This is a genomic window from Micromonospora sp. NPDC000207, from assembly GCF_040300925.1.
Taxonomy (GTDB): domain Bacteria; phylum Actinomycetota; class Actinomycetes; order Mycobacteriales; family Micromonosporaceae; genus Micromonospora.
In genome coordinates this window covers 17,778-33,444 of the sequence record NZ_JBEPEQ010000069.1, presented here as the reverse complement: position 1 = coordinate 33,444, position 15,667 = coordinate 17,778, and the positions used below count along the sequence as shown (strand labels likewise).

Below are 15,667 nucleotides of genomic sequence, written 5' to 3'. Positions count from 1 at the left end.
CTCGTCGAGGCCGCCCGCGCCGACCACCCCGGCCCCCGGTGGCTCGTCGCCGACCTGGCCGAACTCGACCTGCCCGCAGCCGGTGAGCCGGAGCCCTTCGACGCCGCAGTGGTCGCCGGGAACGTGATGACCTTCGTCGCCCCCGGGACCGAACGGGCGGTGCTGGGCCGGATCGCCGCCCACCTGCGCCCCGACGGGCTGCTGGTGGTCGGGTTCGGTACCGGCCGGGGCTACCCCCTTGACGACTTCGACGCCGACGCCGACGCCGCCGGGCTGCGCCGGGACCACCGCTTCGCCACGTGGGACCTGCGCCCGTGGCGGGCGGACGCCGACTTCGCCGTCACCGTCCTGCGTCGGCCGGCCGGGTGACGGCGCGGGCCGCCGTCGGGTCGAGGGGACTGCCCGGCGGCACCAGACTCACCAACGCGGCGGGGAGCCGGACCGGCCGTACGTCGCGGTAGCCGAGCATCCCGAGCACCTCGGGTCCGGCCACCGCGTACCGACGTCCCAGGTCGGTGACGACGCAGAGCGTCCCACCGGTGGCCCCGGGGGCCGCCACCGACTCCACCACGGCACCCCGCCCCGGGGCGACCAGGACGTGGTCGGCCTGGACCCGGTGGCCGGTGGGGTTCGGCACGGCGTCGAGCTGCGGGAGGGTGACGTCGAGGCGGACGTCGCGCACCCCGGTGTCGTCGCCGATTCGCAGACAGAGCCCACCGTGGTCGAGGGTGGCCAGGCGGGGCGGGGCGGGCGGCGGGGCCGACGGGCCGGTGGGGGTCAGGTCGGGCAGCTTCGGCAACACGGCGAACCGGCCCAGGGTGACCGCCTCCGGTTCACCCTGCCCGGTGCGGGCGAGCAGCAGACCCGCCTGCAGCTCGGTGATCCCGGCCAGCCCGTCCCGGTCGACCACCGCGTACTGGACGCCGCCGCCGGAGTTGCGGACCAGGTAGACGTCCCCGATCAGGGCGTCGGCGACCCGCTCGGACGGCTCACCGAGCCCGGGCAGGGTGAGCGGGACCAGGTCCGCCCCGGCCGGGATGGTGTTGAGCAGCGCCGGAGCGACGGGTACGGCCCGTGCCCGGGTGGTGGCCAGCGCGGCCAGGACCACGTCGGTGTCCCGGAGCAGGTGCCGCCGGTCCCGCCAGAACAGGTGCAGACTGCCGTCGGGGTGGCGCAGGAGCACGGCGTCGTCGCCGGCCGCCCGGCCGCCGCCGGGGTCCGACCCGATCAGCACCGCCGACCTCGGGGTGGCCGCCTCGTCGTCACCGACCACTGAACAGACCGTCCAGGCGGTGGTGGAGAGCCGACCGGGGGCGGGCAGCGAGTCGGGGGCGTCGGCGATGCCCAACGGCGTCCCCCGGGGCACCCCCTCGATGGAACGCCGGGACACCAGTACGGTCCGGGGCTGCTCCGTGTCGATGATCAGCAGGGCGGAGGGGTAGTTCGACACCGGGTGCAGCCTGCCGTCCCGGTAGACGAACCGGGCGCCGGACTCCTTCTCCACGATCACCACGGCCGGGTCCCGCCACTTCGCACCGCCCCCGGCGAACAGGCCGTACAGGGCGAACCCGCCCAACCCGATCGCGGCGACCAGGACACCGGCCAGCGCGGCCCCCGCGAGTCGCCGGAACGGGGACTGCGCGGGGTCGGTGTCCCGCATGACCAGGGCGGCGACCGCCCGTTGGACGGTGAACTGGTAGGAGTGGAGCTGGTCCTGCCGCGACGGCATCGGATCCCTTCCGGCGTGTCGGTCGGCGCACAGGATAAGCGCTCCGTCGACGGCGCGGGGACCCTCCGTGTCCACACCCCCACCACCGCCCGGCGGAGGGTGCTCCCGGGCGGCGCGTCCCGGGCGGCGCCGACCCGACTGCCGGTAGGGTCCCGCCCGCACCTGTCACAGCGCGGAGGGGCGGAGACGACGTGGGTGGACGGTTCCAGGAGTTGGCCTGGCGGCAGACCCCGCTCGGGGAGATCAGCCTGAGACGTCGGTGGGATCCGGCGCTCGACACCGAGGTCTACGAGGTCAAGCTCGACGACGAGTTCCTGATGTCCAGCCTCTTCCCGGTCGCCGAGATCGAGTTGGCCCGGCTGGGGTTGGGGGCGTTACCCGGAGCGGACCTCGACGTGGTCGTCGGCGGTCTCGGCCTGGGCTTCACCGCCTCGACGGTGCTGGCCGACCCCCGGGTACGCGCGATGCTCGTGGTGGAGGCGATCGAGGACGTCGTCGACTGGCACCGGCAGGGTCTTCTCCCCTTCTGCGCCGGGCTGGCCGACGACGCCCGTACCCGGTTCGTCGAGACCGACTTCTTCGCCGCCGCCGCGAGCGAGACCGGCTTCGACCCGACGGCCCCGGGTCGGCTCTTCCACGCGATCCTGCTGGACATCGACCACTCTCCCCGCCACGTGCTCTCCCCCGACCACGCCTCCTGCTACACCCCGGCCGGGCTGCGGAGGCTGGCCCGGCACCTGCACCCCGACGGGGTGTTCGCGATGTGGTCCGACGACCCGCCCGACGCCCGGTTCGGCGAGGCCCTGGCCGAGGTCTTCGCGACCTGGCAGGCCCACGTCGTCCGGTTCCCCAACCCGCTCACCGGCGGCGAGTCGGCAAACACCGTCTACCTCGCCCGCACCTGACAGTGGGCATAGAGGTGCGGAAGTGGGGAATGGGGGTGGGGCGGTCACGGGTGACGTGACGGCGTTGGATGCCAGGAGGGGAACATGCGGGCAATGCTGCTTGTCATCGGCGTCGTCGCGGTGGCGCTGGTGCTCCTCGGGCTGCTCCTCGAAGCAGCCCGTTGGTTGATCATCATCGGGGCCGTCGCGTTCGTCGTGTTGATCGTCCTGGCCTTCGTCAGGGGCCGACAGTCGACGACCCGCCGCTGAGGCGTACCGGCGGGGCTGCCGGACCACCGCGCGACGGGACCGGACGGGTGGCTGCTCAGCCGGGGGTGAGGACCGCGGTCGCTGTCGGGACCGGGGTCTGCTCGACCGCCGGGGTCGGGACCGGGGTCTGTTCGACGGCCGGGGTCGACCGGTTGGGCAGGGAGAGCCGGATGATCTTCCACCAGGCGGAGCCGACCTGCTTGGGCAGGTTCCCGGTGGTGTAGGTCAGGCCGTACCTGTCGAACAGTGCCCGCACCTGCGGGGCGATCTCCTGGTACCTGTTGCTGGGCAGGTCGGGGAAGAGGTGGTGCTCGATCTGGAACGACAGGTTCCCGGTCATGATGTGCATCGCCCGGCTGCCGCTGATGTTGGCCGACCCGAGCATCTGCCGCAGGTACCACTCGCCACGGGTCTCCCCGGTGATCGACCGTCGGGTGAAGGTCTGCACCCCGGACGGGAAGTGCCCGCACATGATCACCGAGTGGGTCCACAGGTTGCGGATCAGGTTCGCGGTGAAGGTGGCGGCCATCGTGGACAGGAACGACGGCCCGGACAGCAGCGGGTGCAGCACGTAGTCCTTGAGGACCTGTCGGCGGATCTTGCGGCCGACAGCCCGGACCCGGGCCCGGAACTTCGGGTCACGGTGGCGGCCCTTGCGGAGGTTACGGCCCAGTTCCAGGTCGTACGCGGCGATGCCGTACTCGAAGAAACAGGCGTTGAGGAAGTTCCACAGCGGCTGCCCGAGGTGCATGGGGTGCCACCGCTGGTCCTCGTCGACGCGCATGATGCCGTAGCCGAGGTCGTTGTCCTTGCCGATCACGTTGGTGTACGTGTGGTGCAGCTCGTTGTGCGAGTGCTTCCACTGGGCGGCCGGGGAGACGTTGTCCCACTCCCAGGTGGTGGAGTGCAACTTCGGGTCCCGCATCCAGTCCCACTGGCCGTGCATGACGTTGTGGCCGATCTCCATGTTCTCCAGGATCTTGGCCACGGCCAGGCCCGCGGTGCCCACCACCCAGGCCGGCGGGAAGAGCGAGAAGAGCAGCACCGCCCGGCTGCCCAGCTCCAACCGGCGCTGGGTGACGACCACCTTGCGGATGTACGCGGCGTCGCGCTCGCCCCGGTTCGCGATGACCTGTTCCCGGATGGCGTCGAGTTCCCGGCCCAGCTGCTCGATGTCGGCAGGGGTCAGGTGGGCGATCGGGCTCTGTGGCTGGTTCTGGATCGCGGTCACGTCCGCCAACTCCTCAGTGGTCGATGTGGCAGGCGCCGGCCGCAGCCGACACACAGGTCTGGATGAGGACGCCGTCGCCGGGGACGGCGGTGGTGAGCGCCCCGTCGCGCAGGTCCCGGACCGCTCCCTCGCGCAGGGGCAGCACGCAGCCGTAGCAGATGCCCATCCGGCAGCCCGATGGCATCAGGACTCCGGCGGCCTCGGCGGCGTCGAGGATCGGGGTGGCACCGTCGGAGGTGACGCTCACCCCCGCCTCGGTGAAGGTCACCTCGCCGCCCTCACCGGTGGCGACGATGGTCGGGCGGAACCGTTCGGTGTGCAGCCGGTCGGTGCGCTGGTGCGCCGCCCAGTGCCCTTCGACGGCGTCCAGGAGACCGACCGGTCCGCAGGCCCAGGTCTCCCGGTCGAGGTGGTCGGGGACCAGGTCGGCGAGGTCGTCGACGGTGAGCTGCCCGTCGGCGTCGGTGTGCCGCTCGACCAGCCGGATCGCGCCCCGCCCGGCGAGGTCCCGCAGCTCCGCGCCGAAGATCACGTCGTCGGCGGTGGGCGCGCAGTGGACCAGGACGACGTCGCGGTCCCGGTACGCGCCGGAGCGCAGCATCCCCATCACCGGGGTGATCCCGCTGCCGGCGGTGAGGAACAGGATCGTCTGAGGTACGACAGGAGGCAGGACGAAGTCCCCCTGCGCCTGGTCGAGCTGGACGATCGTGCCGGGGCGGATCCGGCGTACCAGGTGGTTGCTGACCACGCCGTCCGGGATGGCCTTGACGGTCACCTGGATGGTCGCGCCCCGGTCCTGGGGTGCCGAGGTGACCGAGTACGCCCGCCACTGCCGTACCCCGTCGACGTCGACGCCGAGGCGGACGTACTGGCCGGGAAGGTGGCCGAGCCATCCCCGGCCCGGGCGGACGGTGAGGGTGGCCGCGTCCCGGGTCTGCGGCTGCACGGCGAGGATCCGGCCGCGCAGGGCCGCACCGGAGCGCAGCGGGTCGACGAGGTCGAGGTAGTCCTCCGGCAGCAGCGGCGTGGTCACCGCACCGGCGATGCGCAGCAGCCGGTCGCGCAGGGCGCCCCGGCGCGGTGGGCCGGTCGGAGGGCGGGTCGCCATCGAGGTCATATTCCCAGGGTGGCTACTCCTGCGGATAAAATCTTGACCAGACGGTGTGAACGGCTCGCATCATTTTGTTCGCAGTGAACAACGGACGGAGGTTCCCGCATGTCCGCCCGCTTTTCCCCCGACGGTCCACCGATGCGGCTCAGCCTCGGCGGACCGGCGGCACGGGCCCTGCGCGCCCAACTGCCACCGCTGGCCCAACACACTGTGACCGCGATCACCGCCGAGGTGCCCAGCTACTCGGGCACCCTCACCGGACAGATGCGGGAGAAGATCGAGAACGCCGTGCAGATCGCCCTCGGCACGTTCCTCAACGTCATGGAACGCCCCGAGAGCACCGACCCGAGCATCCCCCTCACCCCTGCCCTGGAGGCGGCGTACGCCCTCGGCAGCGGTGAGGCCCGGTCGGGGCGGAGCATGGACGCCCTGCTGGCCGCGTACCGGGTCGGCGCCCGGGTGGCCTGGCGGGAGATGTCCACCACCACCGTCGACGGGGGGTTGCCCGCCGCCACCGTCGCCGAGTTCGCCGGACTGATGTTCGCCTACATCGACGAACTCTCCGCCGCCAGCGTCGCCGGACACGCCGACGAACTCGCCAGCGTGGGCCGGGCCCGACGGCGCAACCTGGAACGGCTCACCCAGTTGCTGCTGGCCGGGGAGGCCGAGGAGGCGCTGCGCCGACGGGCGGAACGGGCCGACTGGCCGGTGCCGCACACCCTCACCGCGGTCCTGCTCCCCCGCAGCGGCGTCCGGCCGGCCCTGACCCGACTCGACCCGTCCACCCTCGACGGCACCGAGGACCTGCCGGGGGTCGACCCGGCCGCCGAACTGGCGGTGCTGCTCGTGCCGGACGCGCACGCCACCCGCCGGGTGCAGCTGCTGCGGCTGCTGCGGGGGCAGCGGGCGGTCGTCGGCCCGGCCCGCCCCTGGCACCGGGTCGCCGCCTCGTACCAGCGGGCCGTGCGGGCGCTGTCGCTGGACGGGGCCCGCCCGGACCCGGCCGAACCGGTGGACACCGAACGGCACCTCACCGAGTTGCTGCTCGGCCACGACCCCGAGGGCCTGGCGGACCTGCGGGCCGAGGTCCTGGCCCCGCTGGCCGCGCTCCCGGCGGCCACCGCGTACCGGCTCGCCGAGACCCTGCGCTGCTGGCTGCTGCGCCAGGGCCGCCGGGACCAGGTGGCCGCGGACCTGTTCGTCCACCCGCAGACGGTGCGGTACCGGATGGGTCAGCTGCGGGAGCTGTACGGCGACCGCCTCGACGACCCGGACCTGGTGCTGGACCTGACGGTGGCGCTGGCCTTCCTCCCGCCACCGCAGCGCGACGAGGAGCCCGCCGACGGTACGGAGTGACAGGCCCGGTCAGCCGCCCGGCAGGCCGGGTCGGGCACCGAAGGCCGCCTCGGCGTTGGCGGTGGCCGCCCGTCGGGCCACCGGATCGTCGGGGCCGCCCAGCGCCGCCATCGGGTCGGCGCAGCCCATCGGGAACGGCCAGTCACTGCCCAGCAGCAGCCGGGACGGCCCGAACACCTCCGTCAGGACGGCGGTCATCGCCGGATGGTGGGTCAGGCAGTCGGTCCACATCCGCCGCATCGCCTGCGCCGGTGGGAGCGACAACGGCACCAGCCCCGGACGGTCGGTGGCCACCCCCCGTTCCCAGCGGCCCACCACGGCCGGGGCCACCCCGCCGCCGTGCACCAGGATCAGCCGCAGTCCCGGGTACCGGGCGACGACGTCGCCGAAGACCAGCTGGGCGACGGCCACCCCGGTCTCCACCGGGTTGCCCAGGAGGTTGCCCAGGTAGAACTCGTCCAGCCGGGCGTCCGGGGTCGCGCAGGGGTGCAGGAGCAGGGCCCGCCGGTCGGTGTGCAGGGCCTGGAACAGCGGGGCGAAGGCGGGACCGGCCAGCGACGGGGTCCGGCCACCGGCCCCGGCGGTCACCCCCCACCACCTCGGGTCGGTACGGATCCGTCGGTACTCGGCCAGGGCCACCATCGGCTCGTGCATCGGCAGGAACGCCAGGGGCCGCAGCCGGGCCTGCCCGGCGACCCGGGCGAGGAGCCCGTCGTTGACCGCCGCCGCCCACCTGGCGCAGTCGGCGCCCACCAGGTGCTGACCGTGGTACGGCGGCGGGACGGTCACCACCGCCGCGTCCAACCCGACCGAGTCCAGGTACGCCAACAGGGCGTCCGGGCGGTGCAGCTTCGCCGGCCCGATCGGGTGGCCGTCCACCACGTGCCGCCCGTCCCCGGCGGTGTCGACAAGGTCGTCCACGCCTGCGCCGGTGAACACCGGGGCGAGGTGGGTGTGCACGTCGACCCCGCTCACCGGTCCACCCCCGGGGCTCGGCCGGGGAACCCGGTCACGCGCCTCACCTGACGACCCCCCTCCCCCGCGCTCAGCGGGCGTCCTCGGCGCTGGTGTACCAGTCGGGGTGCGTCGGGTAGTGCGGTCCGTCGTAGACCTCCAGCAGCACCGACTCCTCCTCGGCGACGGTGGGTCCGTGCACGCTGCCCTTGGGGTTCCAGTAGAACGAGCCGGGCACGAGGGTGATCCCGGTCGGCCGGTAGGTGTAGCGGCCCGCCAGGCAGAACATGAACTGGTTGGAGGCGTGGGCGTGTGCCGAGGGAATGCCGGAACCGACCTGGAACCGGACCAGGGCGATGGAGGCCCCCGTCTCGTCGTCGCGCCAGAGCATCTTGTGGGACAGCCCCGCCAGGGTCTTGTCCACCCACTCCAGGTCGGCGACGTCGACCATGATCTCCCGGAACCGGCGCATCGCCCCGTCGGCGACAGCCGGGGCGGCGGACCGGTCGGGCAGTTCACCGGAGTACGCCGCCGGGGCGGAGAGGTTGTCGACCAGGGGAGGTTCACCGGCCATCAGTGCGCTCCTTCGGGGTGCGTCGGGGTGGGCGTCACCGCCGGGGCGGCACCGTCGGACGCCCCCGCGAGACGGGTCAGGGTCGCCAACAGGGACGGGTCCACCGGGACGCCCCGGTGCGTCGAGTCACGTCGGCGGTCGGCGGAGCGTCGGCCGGGCAGGCTCACCCGCTCCACGCCCGGCGCGTACGGCCCCGAGACGACCTCCCGCCCGAGGTCGGCCAGGCGGGCGGTGAACTCCGCCGGGTCACCGAAGGCGGCCGGGTCCAGGGCCAGGAAGAAGTGCGCGCAGTCGTTGGGTACGCCGGTGTCGGCGTACAGGCCCCGCACCCGTCGGCCGTACCCGCCACCGGAGAGGACCCCGGTCAACGCGTCCACCACCAGTGCCAGACCGAATCCCTTGTGCCCACCGGAGGGCAGCAGCATCCCGGCCACTGCCAGCGCCGGGTCGGTGGTGTCCCGACCCACCGCGTCGGTGGCCCACCCGGTGGGGATCGGCTGACCGGCGGCCTCGGCCAACCGGATCCTGCCCAACGCCACCTCGGACAGGGCCATGTCCAGTACGACCGGATCGGCGTCGGCCTCGGCGGGCAGACCCACAGCCACCGGGTTGTTGCCGACTACCGGGTGACCACCGCCGGGCGCCGGCATCAGGGGCCTGGTGTTGGCCATGGCCACCCCGACCAGGCCCGCCCGGGCGGCGCTGCGGGCGTACCGGCCGGCCGCGCCGAAGTGGAAGGCCCGCCGTACGCTGACCGCCCCGATCCCGAACTCCCGGGCCTTGGCCACCGCCGACTCCATCGCCTGGTCGGCGGTGAGCACGCCGAGGGCGTGACCGGCGTCGAGGACGGCGATCGCCCCGAGGTCGATCACCGGTTCGGCCCGGGTGGCGGTGCTTACCGAGCCCCGACGCAGCCTGTCGACGTACATCGGGACCAGCATGACCCCGTGCGAGGGCACCCCCCGGCGGTCGGCGTCGACGAGGGACTCGGCGACGGTGACGGCGGCGGCGTCCGGCAGACCCGTCGCCCGGAAGATCTCGGTGACCAGTGTGGTGAGGCGGGCCGGGTCGACACCCGGCGGCGGTTCCCCGGGGTTCACCGGTGTCCCACCGGTGTGGTCAGCCGGGTCGACATGGACTCGCGGATGCGCCGCAGGGCGTTGTCGAGGTGCCTGGTGAGCGCTGCCACCGCGGCGTCCGGGTCGTGGGCCACGCAGGCGTCGAGGATCGCCTGGTGCTCGGCGCGGCTGCGGTCGAGGCTCTCCGGGGTGGGGCGGGTGGCGAACCGGTAGCGTTCGCTGTTCTCCCAGACCGGTTTGATGGCCCGGGGCAGCCACCGGGAGCCGCTGGCCCGGTAGAGGGTGAAGTGGAAGGTGGTGTGGGCGTGCCGGGCGGCGAGGGGGTCGTCGATCACCGCGAGCCGGGCGTGCTCGTCGAGGGCGTGCCGGGCCGTCTCGGCGTCGTGGGCGGTGAACCGCTCGGCGGCCGTCCGGACGGCGAGGGCCTCCAGGGCGAGCCGGGTGCGGTGGGTGTCGAGCAGGTCGTCCAGGGAGACCCCCCGGACCCAGGCTCCCTTGTGCGGGACGATCTCCACCAGGCCGAGCGCCTCAAGTCGGCGCAGGCCCTCCCGGACCGGCATGGCGCTCATGTCGAGGGCTTCGGTCAGGTCGGCCAGCCGAAGGTGGGACCCGGGCGGCAGGAGCCCAGTCATGATCATTTGATGGAGTTCGGCGGCGGCTGTCTCCGCCATCGTTCGCTGCCGCGTCCCACGGTGGGGCGCCAGGCGCAGACCTCGTTGCATGCCGGCCGTTCTCCTGTCCGGACGCCGAGCCACCCCGGCCACTCGCCGGCCGGAGCCGGGGTCGGTCCGAGGCCCGGCGACGAGGATCTGATATCAAATATTTGATCTTAACAGCGGTCGATCGGACCCCGTGATCGGGCGGTACGACGTCGGACGCGCCGACCACCGGGGGTGTGGTCGACGCGCCCGAGGCGATCGGCAGGGTCAGGCGGTGCGACCCAACCGCCAGTACCCCATGAACGCCACCGCGTGCCGGTCCATGCCGCAGTCGGAGACCAGGTGCCGACGCAGCGTACGGATCACCCCGGCCTCCCCGGCGAGCCAGGCGTAGAGCGGCACCGGGGCCGCCGAGGCGGGCACCTCCCACAGGATCTCGGTGTCCACGTCCACGTCGGCGATCTGCGGGGCGTCGACGGTACGCGCCGGTGCCGCGAGCAGCTGCCCGGCCACCTCCCGTACCGCCGGGACCAGCCGGGAGCCGTGCGGGTCGGCGCCCCGGGCCAACCACGTCACCTCGACCCCGGGCGGGGTCAGCAGGGACAGGGCGTCGCCGGCGTCCGGGACCTCCAGCACCACCCGGCCCCGGGTGTCCAGCGGAAGCCGTTCCAGGATGGAGCTGACCGCCGGCACCGCCGTCTCGTCCCCGGCGAGCAGGATCTGCCCGGTCGACGGTGCCCGGAACTCGATCCCGCCGTGGTTGCCCTCGTAACCGGCGTCGGGTCCGAGGATGGTGAGTTCGTCGCCGAGCCGGGCCCGTCGGACCCACCGGGTCGCCGGTCCGCCGTCGCCGTGCAGGACCAGGTCGACGTCGATCTCACCCAGCAACGGCCGGGCCGCCCGGACGGTGTACGTCCGCAGCGGGTTACGCCGGTGCTCCGGCAACTCCCGCCAGTGGGTGTACCAGTCCGGACCGGTCGGCAGGGCGACCCCACGCTGCCCCGGCAACGGGAACGCCAACTTGATCCGCTGGTCGTACCCGTTGTCGGCGAACCGGTCCAGATCCGGGCCGGTGAAGGTCACCCGGACGAAGGAGGGGCTGAGCCGACGCATCGCGCGGACCTCGACGGCGAACATCCGCCAGGGCGAGATGGGCAGGGTCTGGGTCATCGGTGCTGATCTTCCTGTGCGGGGGTGGGCGGGGTGTCGCCTACCGGGTAGCGGTCGCGGAGGCGCGGGAACGCCACAGCAACCAGACGAAATAGGGGGTGCCGACCAGGGCCACGACGAGGCCGGCGGGAACCTGGGCCGGGGCGATGACGGTCCGGCCGAGGGTGTCGGCGAGACTGACCAGGAGGGCGCCGAGCAGGGCGGCCACCGGAATGACCCGGGTGTGCCGACCACCGACGAGCGCCCGGGCGGCGTGCGGGGCGACCAGTCCGACGAAGCCGATCACCCCGACGGCGGAGACCGCGGTGGAGGTCAACAGCGCGGCGGCCCCCAGGGCGACCAACCGGGTCCGCTCCAGCCGTACGCCGAGCACCCGGGGGGTGTCGTCGTCGAGCGAGAGCAGGTCCAGTTCCCGCCGGGCGGCTACCACTGCCGGGGTCAACACCAGCAGGGCGATCGCCACCGGCAGGACCTGCCAGGCCGTCCGGCCGTAGGTCGAGCCGGATAGCCAGGTCAACGCCTTTGCGGTGTTCCAGGGGTCGTAGGCGACGATCAGGAAGGTGATCACCGCCATGCCACCCTGCCAGGCCCCGAAGCCGATCAGGACCAGCCGGTCGGAGCTGAGTCCGCCTCGCCAGGCGGCCCCGTACACCAGGGCGAAGGCCAGGATCGCGCCGAGCCCGGCGACCCCGGAGATGGCGAGCACCCCGGCGGCCGGGACGAAGGTCAGCAGCGCCACCGCCCCGAGGCCGGCACCGGCGGTGATGCCGAGGATGCCGGGCTCGGCGAGCGGATTGCGGCAGACCGCCTGCACCGTGGTGCCCGCGAGGGCCAGCGCCGCACCGGCCAGCGCCGCCGCGACCACCCGGGGCCACCGCTGGTCCAGCACGAAGGTGTAGCCGGGTCCGGTCCGGCTCTGCACCCAGTTGACGATGTCACCGACCAGCATCCAGGTGTCACCGAGGAGCATCCCGGCGACCACGGCGACGACGAGGAGCACCGCGAGGGTCCCGACCACGAAGCGGTGGAAGACTGCCGACCGTACGGCCGCGTGTCCGCCGGGCGGACGTCGGGTGGGGCCGGCGTCGCGGTGCCGACGCGCCAGCCAGATCAGGATCCCGGCACCGAAGAGGGTGGTGACCACACCGGTCGGGATGTCCACCCCGGCCTGCGCGCCCATGACGGCTCGCAGCAGGACGTCCGAGCCGAGGACGATGATCACTCCGGCGATGCCGGAGAGCGGGATCAGGGCCCGGTGCCGGTACACGCCGGGGGCCAGCGGGGCGAGCAGACGGACGATCACCGGGGCGCAGAGGCCGACGAAGCCGATCGGGCCGGTGAGGGTCACCGCGGCGGCGGAGAGCACGACGGCCAGGACGACGGCGAGCAGCCGGGTCCGCCTGACGTCGATCCCGAGCACCGTGGCGGTGTCGTCGCCGAGGGCGAGGATGTCGAGCCGGTGACCGAGCAGGATCAGCGCTGTGGCGGCGACCGCGATCACCGGGGCGAGCTGGGCCAGCGCCCGCATGTCGCTCTGCACCAGGGATCCGCTGCCCCAGGCGAAGAGACCGAGGGTGGCCTGCTCGAACAGGAGCAGCAGGAGCATGGTCAACGAGCTCAGGGCCATGGCGGTGGCCGAGCCGGCCAGGATCAGCCGGGTGGTCCCGGCCTGACCGCCGGCCGACAGCGCCATCACCAGGGCGGCGGCGGCGAGCCCGCCGAGCAGTGCCAGTCCCCCGGCCGGCAGGGCGGGCAGGGTGACACCGAACGCGGCGACGCTGACGATCGCCAGGTGGGCACCGGCGTTGACCGCCAGGGTGTCCGGAGAGGCCAGTGGGTTGCGGGCGACCGACTGCAGGGCCGCCCCGGCGCACCCGAGGGCGAGACCGACGGCCAGACCGGCGAGCAGCCGGGGCAGCCGGGAGGCGACCAGGATCCGGGCCGCCTCGTCGTCGGAGCCCGTGATCAGCCGGAGCAGGTCCAACGCGCCCACCGACGAGGTGCCCTGGGTCAGGTGCACCGCGGCGACCACCAGCAGGGTGACGACGGCGAGGACGAAGACGCCGACGACCCGGGGGGCGGAAACCCGCCCGACCGGAGCCGGCCGGGCGGCCGGCTCCGGTTGGGCGGGAGCGAGGAGCTGGTTCACACCGTGTAGACCTTGACCAGCTCGTCCAGGTACTGCTTGGCCGACAGCGGGCCACCGAAGGTCCACGTGCCGTCGGGCATCCGGTGCAGGTTGCCCTCCTTGACGAAGTTGAAGGACTTCCAGATGGCGTTGTCGGCGAGGCCCTCGGCGAACACGTCGTCACCGTCGGAGGCGTTGTAGAAGAACTCCAGGTCCTGGTCCTTGAGGGCGTTCAGCCCCTCGACGTCGGTCTGGCCGAGCCCCCACACCTCGTCGCTCTCGCCGGTCCACGCGTTCCTGAGCCCGAGCTGGATGCCGACCTGGGAGACGAGCGCCCCCTCGCCGAACATCCGGATGGTGACGGAGCTGCCTTCCTTCCAGCCGTCGGCGATGGCGAAGGACTTGCCGGCGGCCCCCGCGTCGGCGATCTTCTTCTTGCCCTCGGCGATCGCGGTGTCGAAGTCGGCCAGGAGCTTCTCCCCCTCGGCGCTCTTTCCGACGGCGGTGGCCACCATCGTCACGTCAGACCGCATCCGCCCGAGGTTGTCGGTGGCGTCGCTGCCCTTGGCGACCAGCACCGGGACGTGCTTCTCGAGCTGGTCGACCAGGGCGTTGCCCCGGCCGCCCTCCATCACCACGAGGTCGGGCTCCAGGGCGACGATCGAGTCGACGCTGGGCTCGGCGCGGGTGCCGACGTCCTTGACGCTCCCGTCGAGCTTGGCGGCGGTCACCCAGGTGGCGTACCCCTCGGCGTCGGCGACACCCACCGGCATGACACCGAGACCGACGAGCATCTCGGCCTCGGCCCACTCCAGGGCGACGACCTTGGTGGCCGGGGCGTCGAGCTTGATCTCCTTGCCCCGGCTGTCGGTGACGGTGACCGGGCCACCGGAGGAACCGGCCGTCGGCTCGGTCGAGGCGGTGTTCTCGGTGGTGCCGCAGGCACCCAGCAGCAGCGCGGTCGCGGCTGCCACCAGGACGGTGACACGGGTACGGATCATGGTCGTCTCTCTGTCATCGGGAGTGGGACGGGTTCAGGCAGTGATCCGGGGACGGTGACGCCGCCCCACGGGTCGGGTGGAGACCAGTCCGGTGGAGGGATCGGTGGTCACCTCGATCGTGATGCCGTACGCCTCGGTCAGCGCCGACTCGACGAAGACCTCGTGGGGGCTGCCGGTGGCCCGGACCCGCCCGCCGTGCAGCAGGACCACCTCGTCGGCCACCTCGGCGGCCTGGTTGAGGTCGTGCAGGACCACCCCGACGGCGACCCCGTGGTCGTCGGCGAGTTCCCGGACCAGGTCGAGCAGTTCCACCTGGTAGCGCAGGTCCAGGAAGGTGGTGGGCTCGTCGAGCAGCAGGACCGGGGTGTCCTGGGCCAGGCAGGTGGCCAGCCACACGCGTTGGAGTTCGCCGCCGGAGAGTTCGTCGATCGGGCGGTCGGCCATCGCTGTCACACCGGTGACGGTCATGGCCTTCGCGATCATGGCCGGCCCGTCGGGATCGACGGCACGCCACCGGCCCCGGTACGGGTGCCGGCCGTAGCCGACCACGTCCCGGACCGTCACCCCGTTGGGCACCGGGCGGCTCTGGGCGAGGAGGGTGACCCGTCGGGCGAACTCCCGGGCGGGCAGGCCGGCGGCGGAGCTGCCGTCACCGAGGAGCACCTCGCCGCTGTCCACCGGATGGAGTCGGGCCAACGCCCGCAGCAGCGTCGACTTTCCACTGCCGTTGGGGCCGACCACGGCGGTGACCGCACCGGGGCGCAGCGTGATGGCGGCGTCGTGGACCACGACAGCGCCCTGGTACCCGAGGCGGAGATCGACCCCGCGCAGGCCCACCGCAGAATCGGTCGGCTCTTCACCGTTGGACATGCGGTTAGGCTAGCCTAACCTTCGCCCGGCGCGTCAAGTCGGGGCGACCAATCCGGCCGGGACTACCGCGCCGATCGGGGTCCGCCGTGGGAAGCTGGAGACGTGGCCGCACCGGCCGTCACGGCGTCGCGGAGGGAGACGGTCCGGATGATCAAGACGTTGCGCCCCAGGGGCTACGACGAGGCGATCGACATCGGACACTACTTCTGCGAGGGGTTCGCCGTGGTCCTGGACCTGACCGCCCTCACCCCCGAGGCCGCCAGGTCGTTCGTCGACTTCTCCTCTGGCCTGGTGACCGGGCGTGACGGCGCTATCGAGCGGGTGGCACCGGGAGTCTTCGTCCTGCGCCCCGCTCCGGTCGAGGCCCCCCAGCCCAGCGTCGCGTCGGCCTGACCGACCGCGCCACCGGACGACACGGACCGCCCGGCCGGGTGGGCACCGGCCGGACCGTGACGCAGCCACACAGCACACCCGATCGCGTCACGGCCCGGCCGACGCCCGGTTCTGGTGGACGGTCCCGTGGTCCACGCAGCTGGGCACACCAGCCGAGCGGGCACAGGAGTTCTCCGTCCTGCCCGGTGAGCCGGGCCGGTGTTCCCCGCGTACGGACCGTGGCCCGGGACGGCGTCCCCCCGTTGCGCCCCGTGGCCG

Annotated in this window: 16 protein-coding genes; 5 read left to right on the top strand and 11 right to left on the bottom strand. The window is 73.2% G+C overall.

Features of this window, described 5'->3' with window-relative positions; all coding sequences use genetic code 11:
* The coding region (locus ABT336_RS17830; protein ID WP_350897718.1) for a class I SAM-dependent methyltransferase at positions 1-369 on the top strand (369 nt) is incomplete at its 5' end.
* On the opposite strand, the gene eccB is transcribed toward ABT336_RS17830, so the two are convergent.
* Entirely contained in the window at positions 341-1,729 is a 1,389-nt protein-coding gene (gene eccB / locus ABT336_RS17825; protein WP_350897717.1) for a type VII secretion protein EccB, read from the bottom strand. The two genes, ABT336_RS17830 and eccB, sit on opposite strands and share 29 nt — an antisense overlap.
* 191 nt (positions 1,730-1,920) lie before the next feature.
* On the opposite strand from eccB, the gene ABT336_RS17820 reads away from it, so the two are divergent.
* Positions 1,921-2,634: a polyamine aminopropyltransferase gene (locus ABT336_RS17820; protein WP_350897716.1), complete on the top strand. Its 714-nt coding sequence runs from the start codon at positions 1,921-1,923 to the stop codon at positions 2,632-2,634.
* 84 nt (positions 2,635-2,718) lie between these two features.
* Positions 2,719-2,883, top strand: a complete 165-nt coding sequence (locus tag ABT336_RS17815) for a hypothetical protein (protein ID WP_350897715.1) — start codon at positions 2,719-2,721, stop codon at positions 2,881-2,883.
* A 55-nt stretch (positions 2,884-2,938) separates the two neighbouring features.
* On the opposite strand, the gene ABT336_RS17810 is transcribed toward ABT336_RS17815, so the two are convergent.
* Positions 2,939-4,114 (bottom strand): fatty acid desaturase family protein, encoded by a 1,176-nt coding sequence (locus ABT336_RS17810; protein WP_350897714.1) that lies wholly within the window; start codon positions 4,112-4,114, stop codon positions 2,939-2,941.
* Between the two features lie 13 nt (positions 4,115-4,127).
* On the bottom strand, positions 4,128-5,231 hold the full coding sequence (locus ABT336_RS17805; RefSeq protein WP_350897713.1) for a ferredoxin reductase: 1,104 nt from the start codon (positions 5,229-5,231) through the stop codon (positions 4,128-4,130).
* A 99-nt stretch (positions 5,232-5,330) separates the two neighbouring features.
* On the opposite strand from ABT336_RS17805, the gene ABT336_RS17800 reads away from it, so the two are divergent.
* Complete coding sequence (locus ABT336_RS17800) at positions 5,331-6,581, top strand: PucR family transcriptional regulator (protein ID WP_502891199.1); 1,251 nt, start codon at positions 5,331-5,333, stop codon at positions 6,579-6,581.
* A 9-nt stretch (positions 6,582-6,590) separates the two neighbouring features.
* On the opposite strand, the gene ABT336_RS17795 is transcribed toward ABT336_RS17800, so the two are convergent.
* The 8 genes from ABT336_RS17795 to ABT336_RS17760 form a co-directional block, all read right to left on the bottom strand.
* Positions 6,591-7,556 carry an amidohydrolase family protein gene (locus tag ABT336_RS17795; protein ID WP_350897712.1) on the bottom strand — a complete coding sequence of 322 codons (966 nt, stop codon included), beginning with the start codon at positions 7,554-7,556 and terminating at the stop codon, positions 6,591-6,593.
* Positions 7,557-7,626: 70 nt separating this feature from the next.
* Positions 7,627-8,109, bottom strand: a complete 483-nt coding sequence (locus ABT336_RS17790; RefSeq protein ID WP_350897711.1) for a cupin domain-containing protein — start codon at positions 8,107-8,109, stop codon at positions 7,627-7,629.
* A complete protein-coding gene (locus ABT336_RS17785) occupies positions 8,109-9,209 on the bottom strand; it encodes an Ldh family oxidoreductase (protein WP_350897710.1) in 1,101 nt (366 codons plus the stop codon). The genes ABT336_RS17790 and ABT336_RS17785 overlap by 1 nt, the downstream gene beginning before the upstream one ends.
* Positions 9,206-9,859, bottom strand: coding sequence for a GntR family transcriptional regulator (locus ABT336_RS17780; protein ID WP_350897709.1), 654 nt, complete (start codon positions 9,857-9,859; stop codon positions 9,206-9,208). Before ABT336_RS17780 ends, ABT336_RS17785 begins: the two co-directional genes overlap by 4 nt.
* A gap of 255 nt (positions 9,860-10,114) precedes the next feature.
* Positions 10,115-11,017, bottom strand: a complete 903-nt coding sequence (locus ABT336_RS17775; protein ID WP_350897708.1) for a siderophore-interacting protein — start codon at positions 11,015-11,017, stop codon at positions 10,115-10,117.
* 40 nt (positions 11,018-11,057) lie between these two features.
* Positions 11,058-13,166, bottom strand: a complete 2,109-nt coding sequence (locus tag ABT336_RS17770) for an iron ABC transporter permease (RefSeq protein ID WP_350897707.1) — start codon at positions 13,164-13,166, stop codon at positions 11,058-11,060.
* Positions 13,163-14,146, bottom strand: coding sequence for an ABC transporter substrate-binding protein (locus ABT336_RS17765; protein ID WP_350897706.1), 984 nt, complete (start codon positions 14,144-14,146; stop codon positions 13,163-13,165). Before ABT336_RS17765 ends, ABT336_RS17770 begins: the two co-directional genes overlap by 4 nt.
* Positions 14,147-14,179: 33 nt before the next feature.
* The gene (locus ABT336_RS17760) at positions 14,180-15,016 is read right to left on the bottom strand and encodes an ABC transporter ATP-binding protein (RefSeq protein ID WP_350897705.1); all 837 of its coding nucleotides are present in this window, start codon (positions 15,014-15,016) and stop codon (positions 14,180-14,182) included.
* A 147-nt stretch (positions 15,017-15,163) separates the two neighbouring features.
* On the opposite strand from ABT336_RS17760, the gene sepF reads away from it, so the two are divergent.
* Entirely contained in the window at positions 15,164-15,409 is a 246-nt protein-coding gene (sepF, locus tag ABT336_RS17755) for a cell division protein SepF (protein WP_350897704.1), read from the top strand.
* The last annotated feature ends 258 nt before the right edge of the window (positions 15,410-15,667 follow it).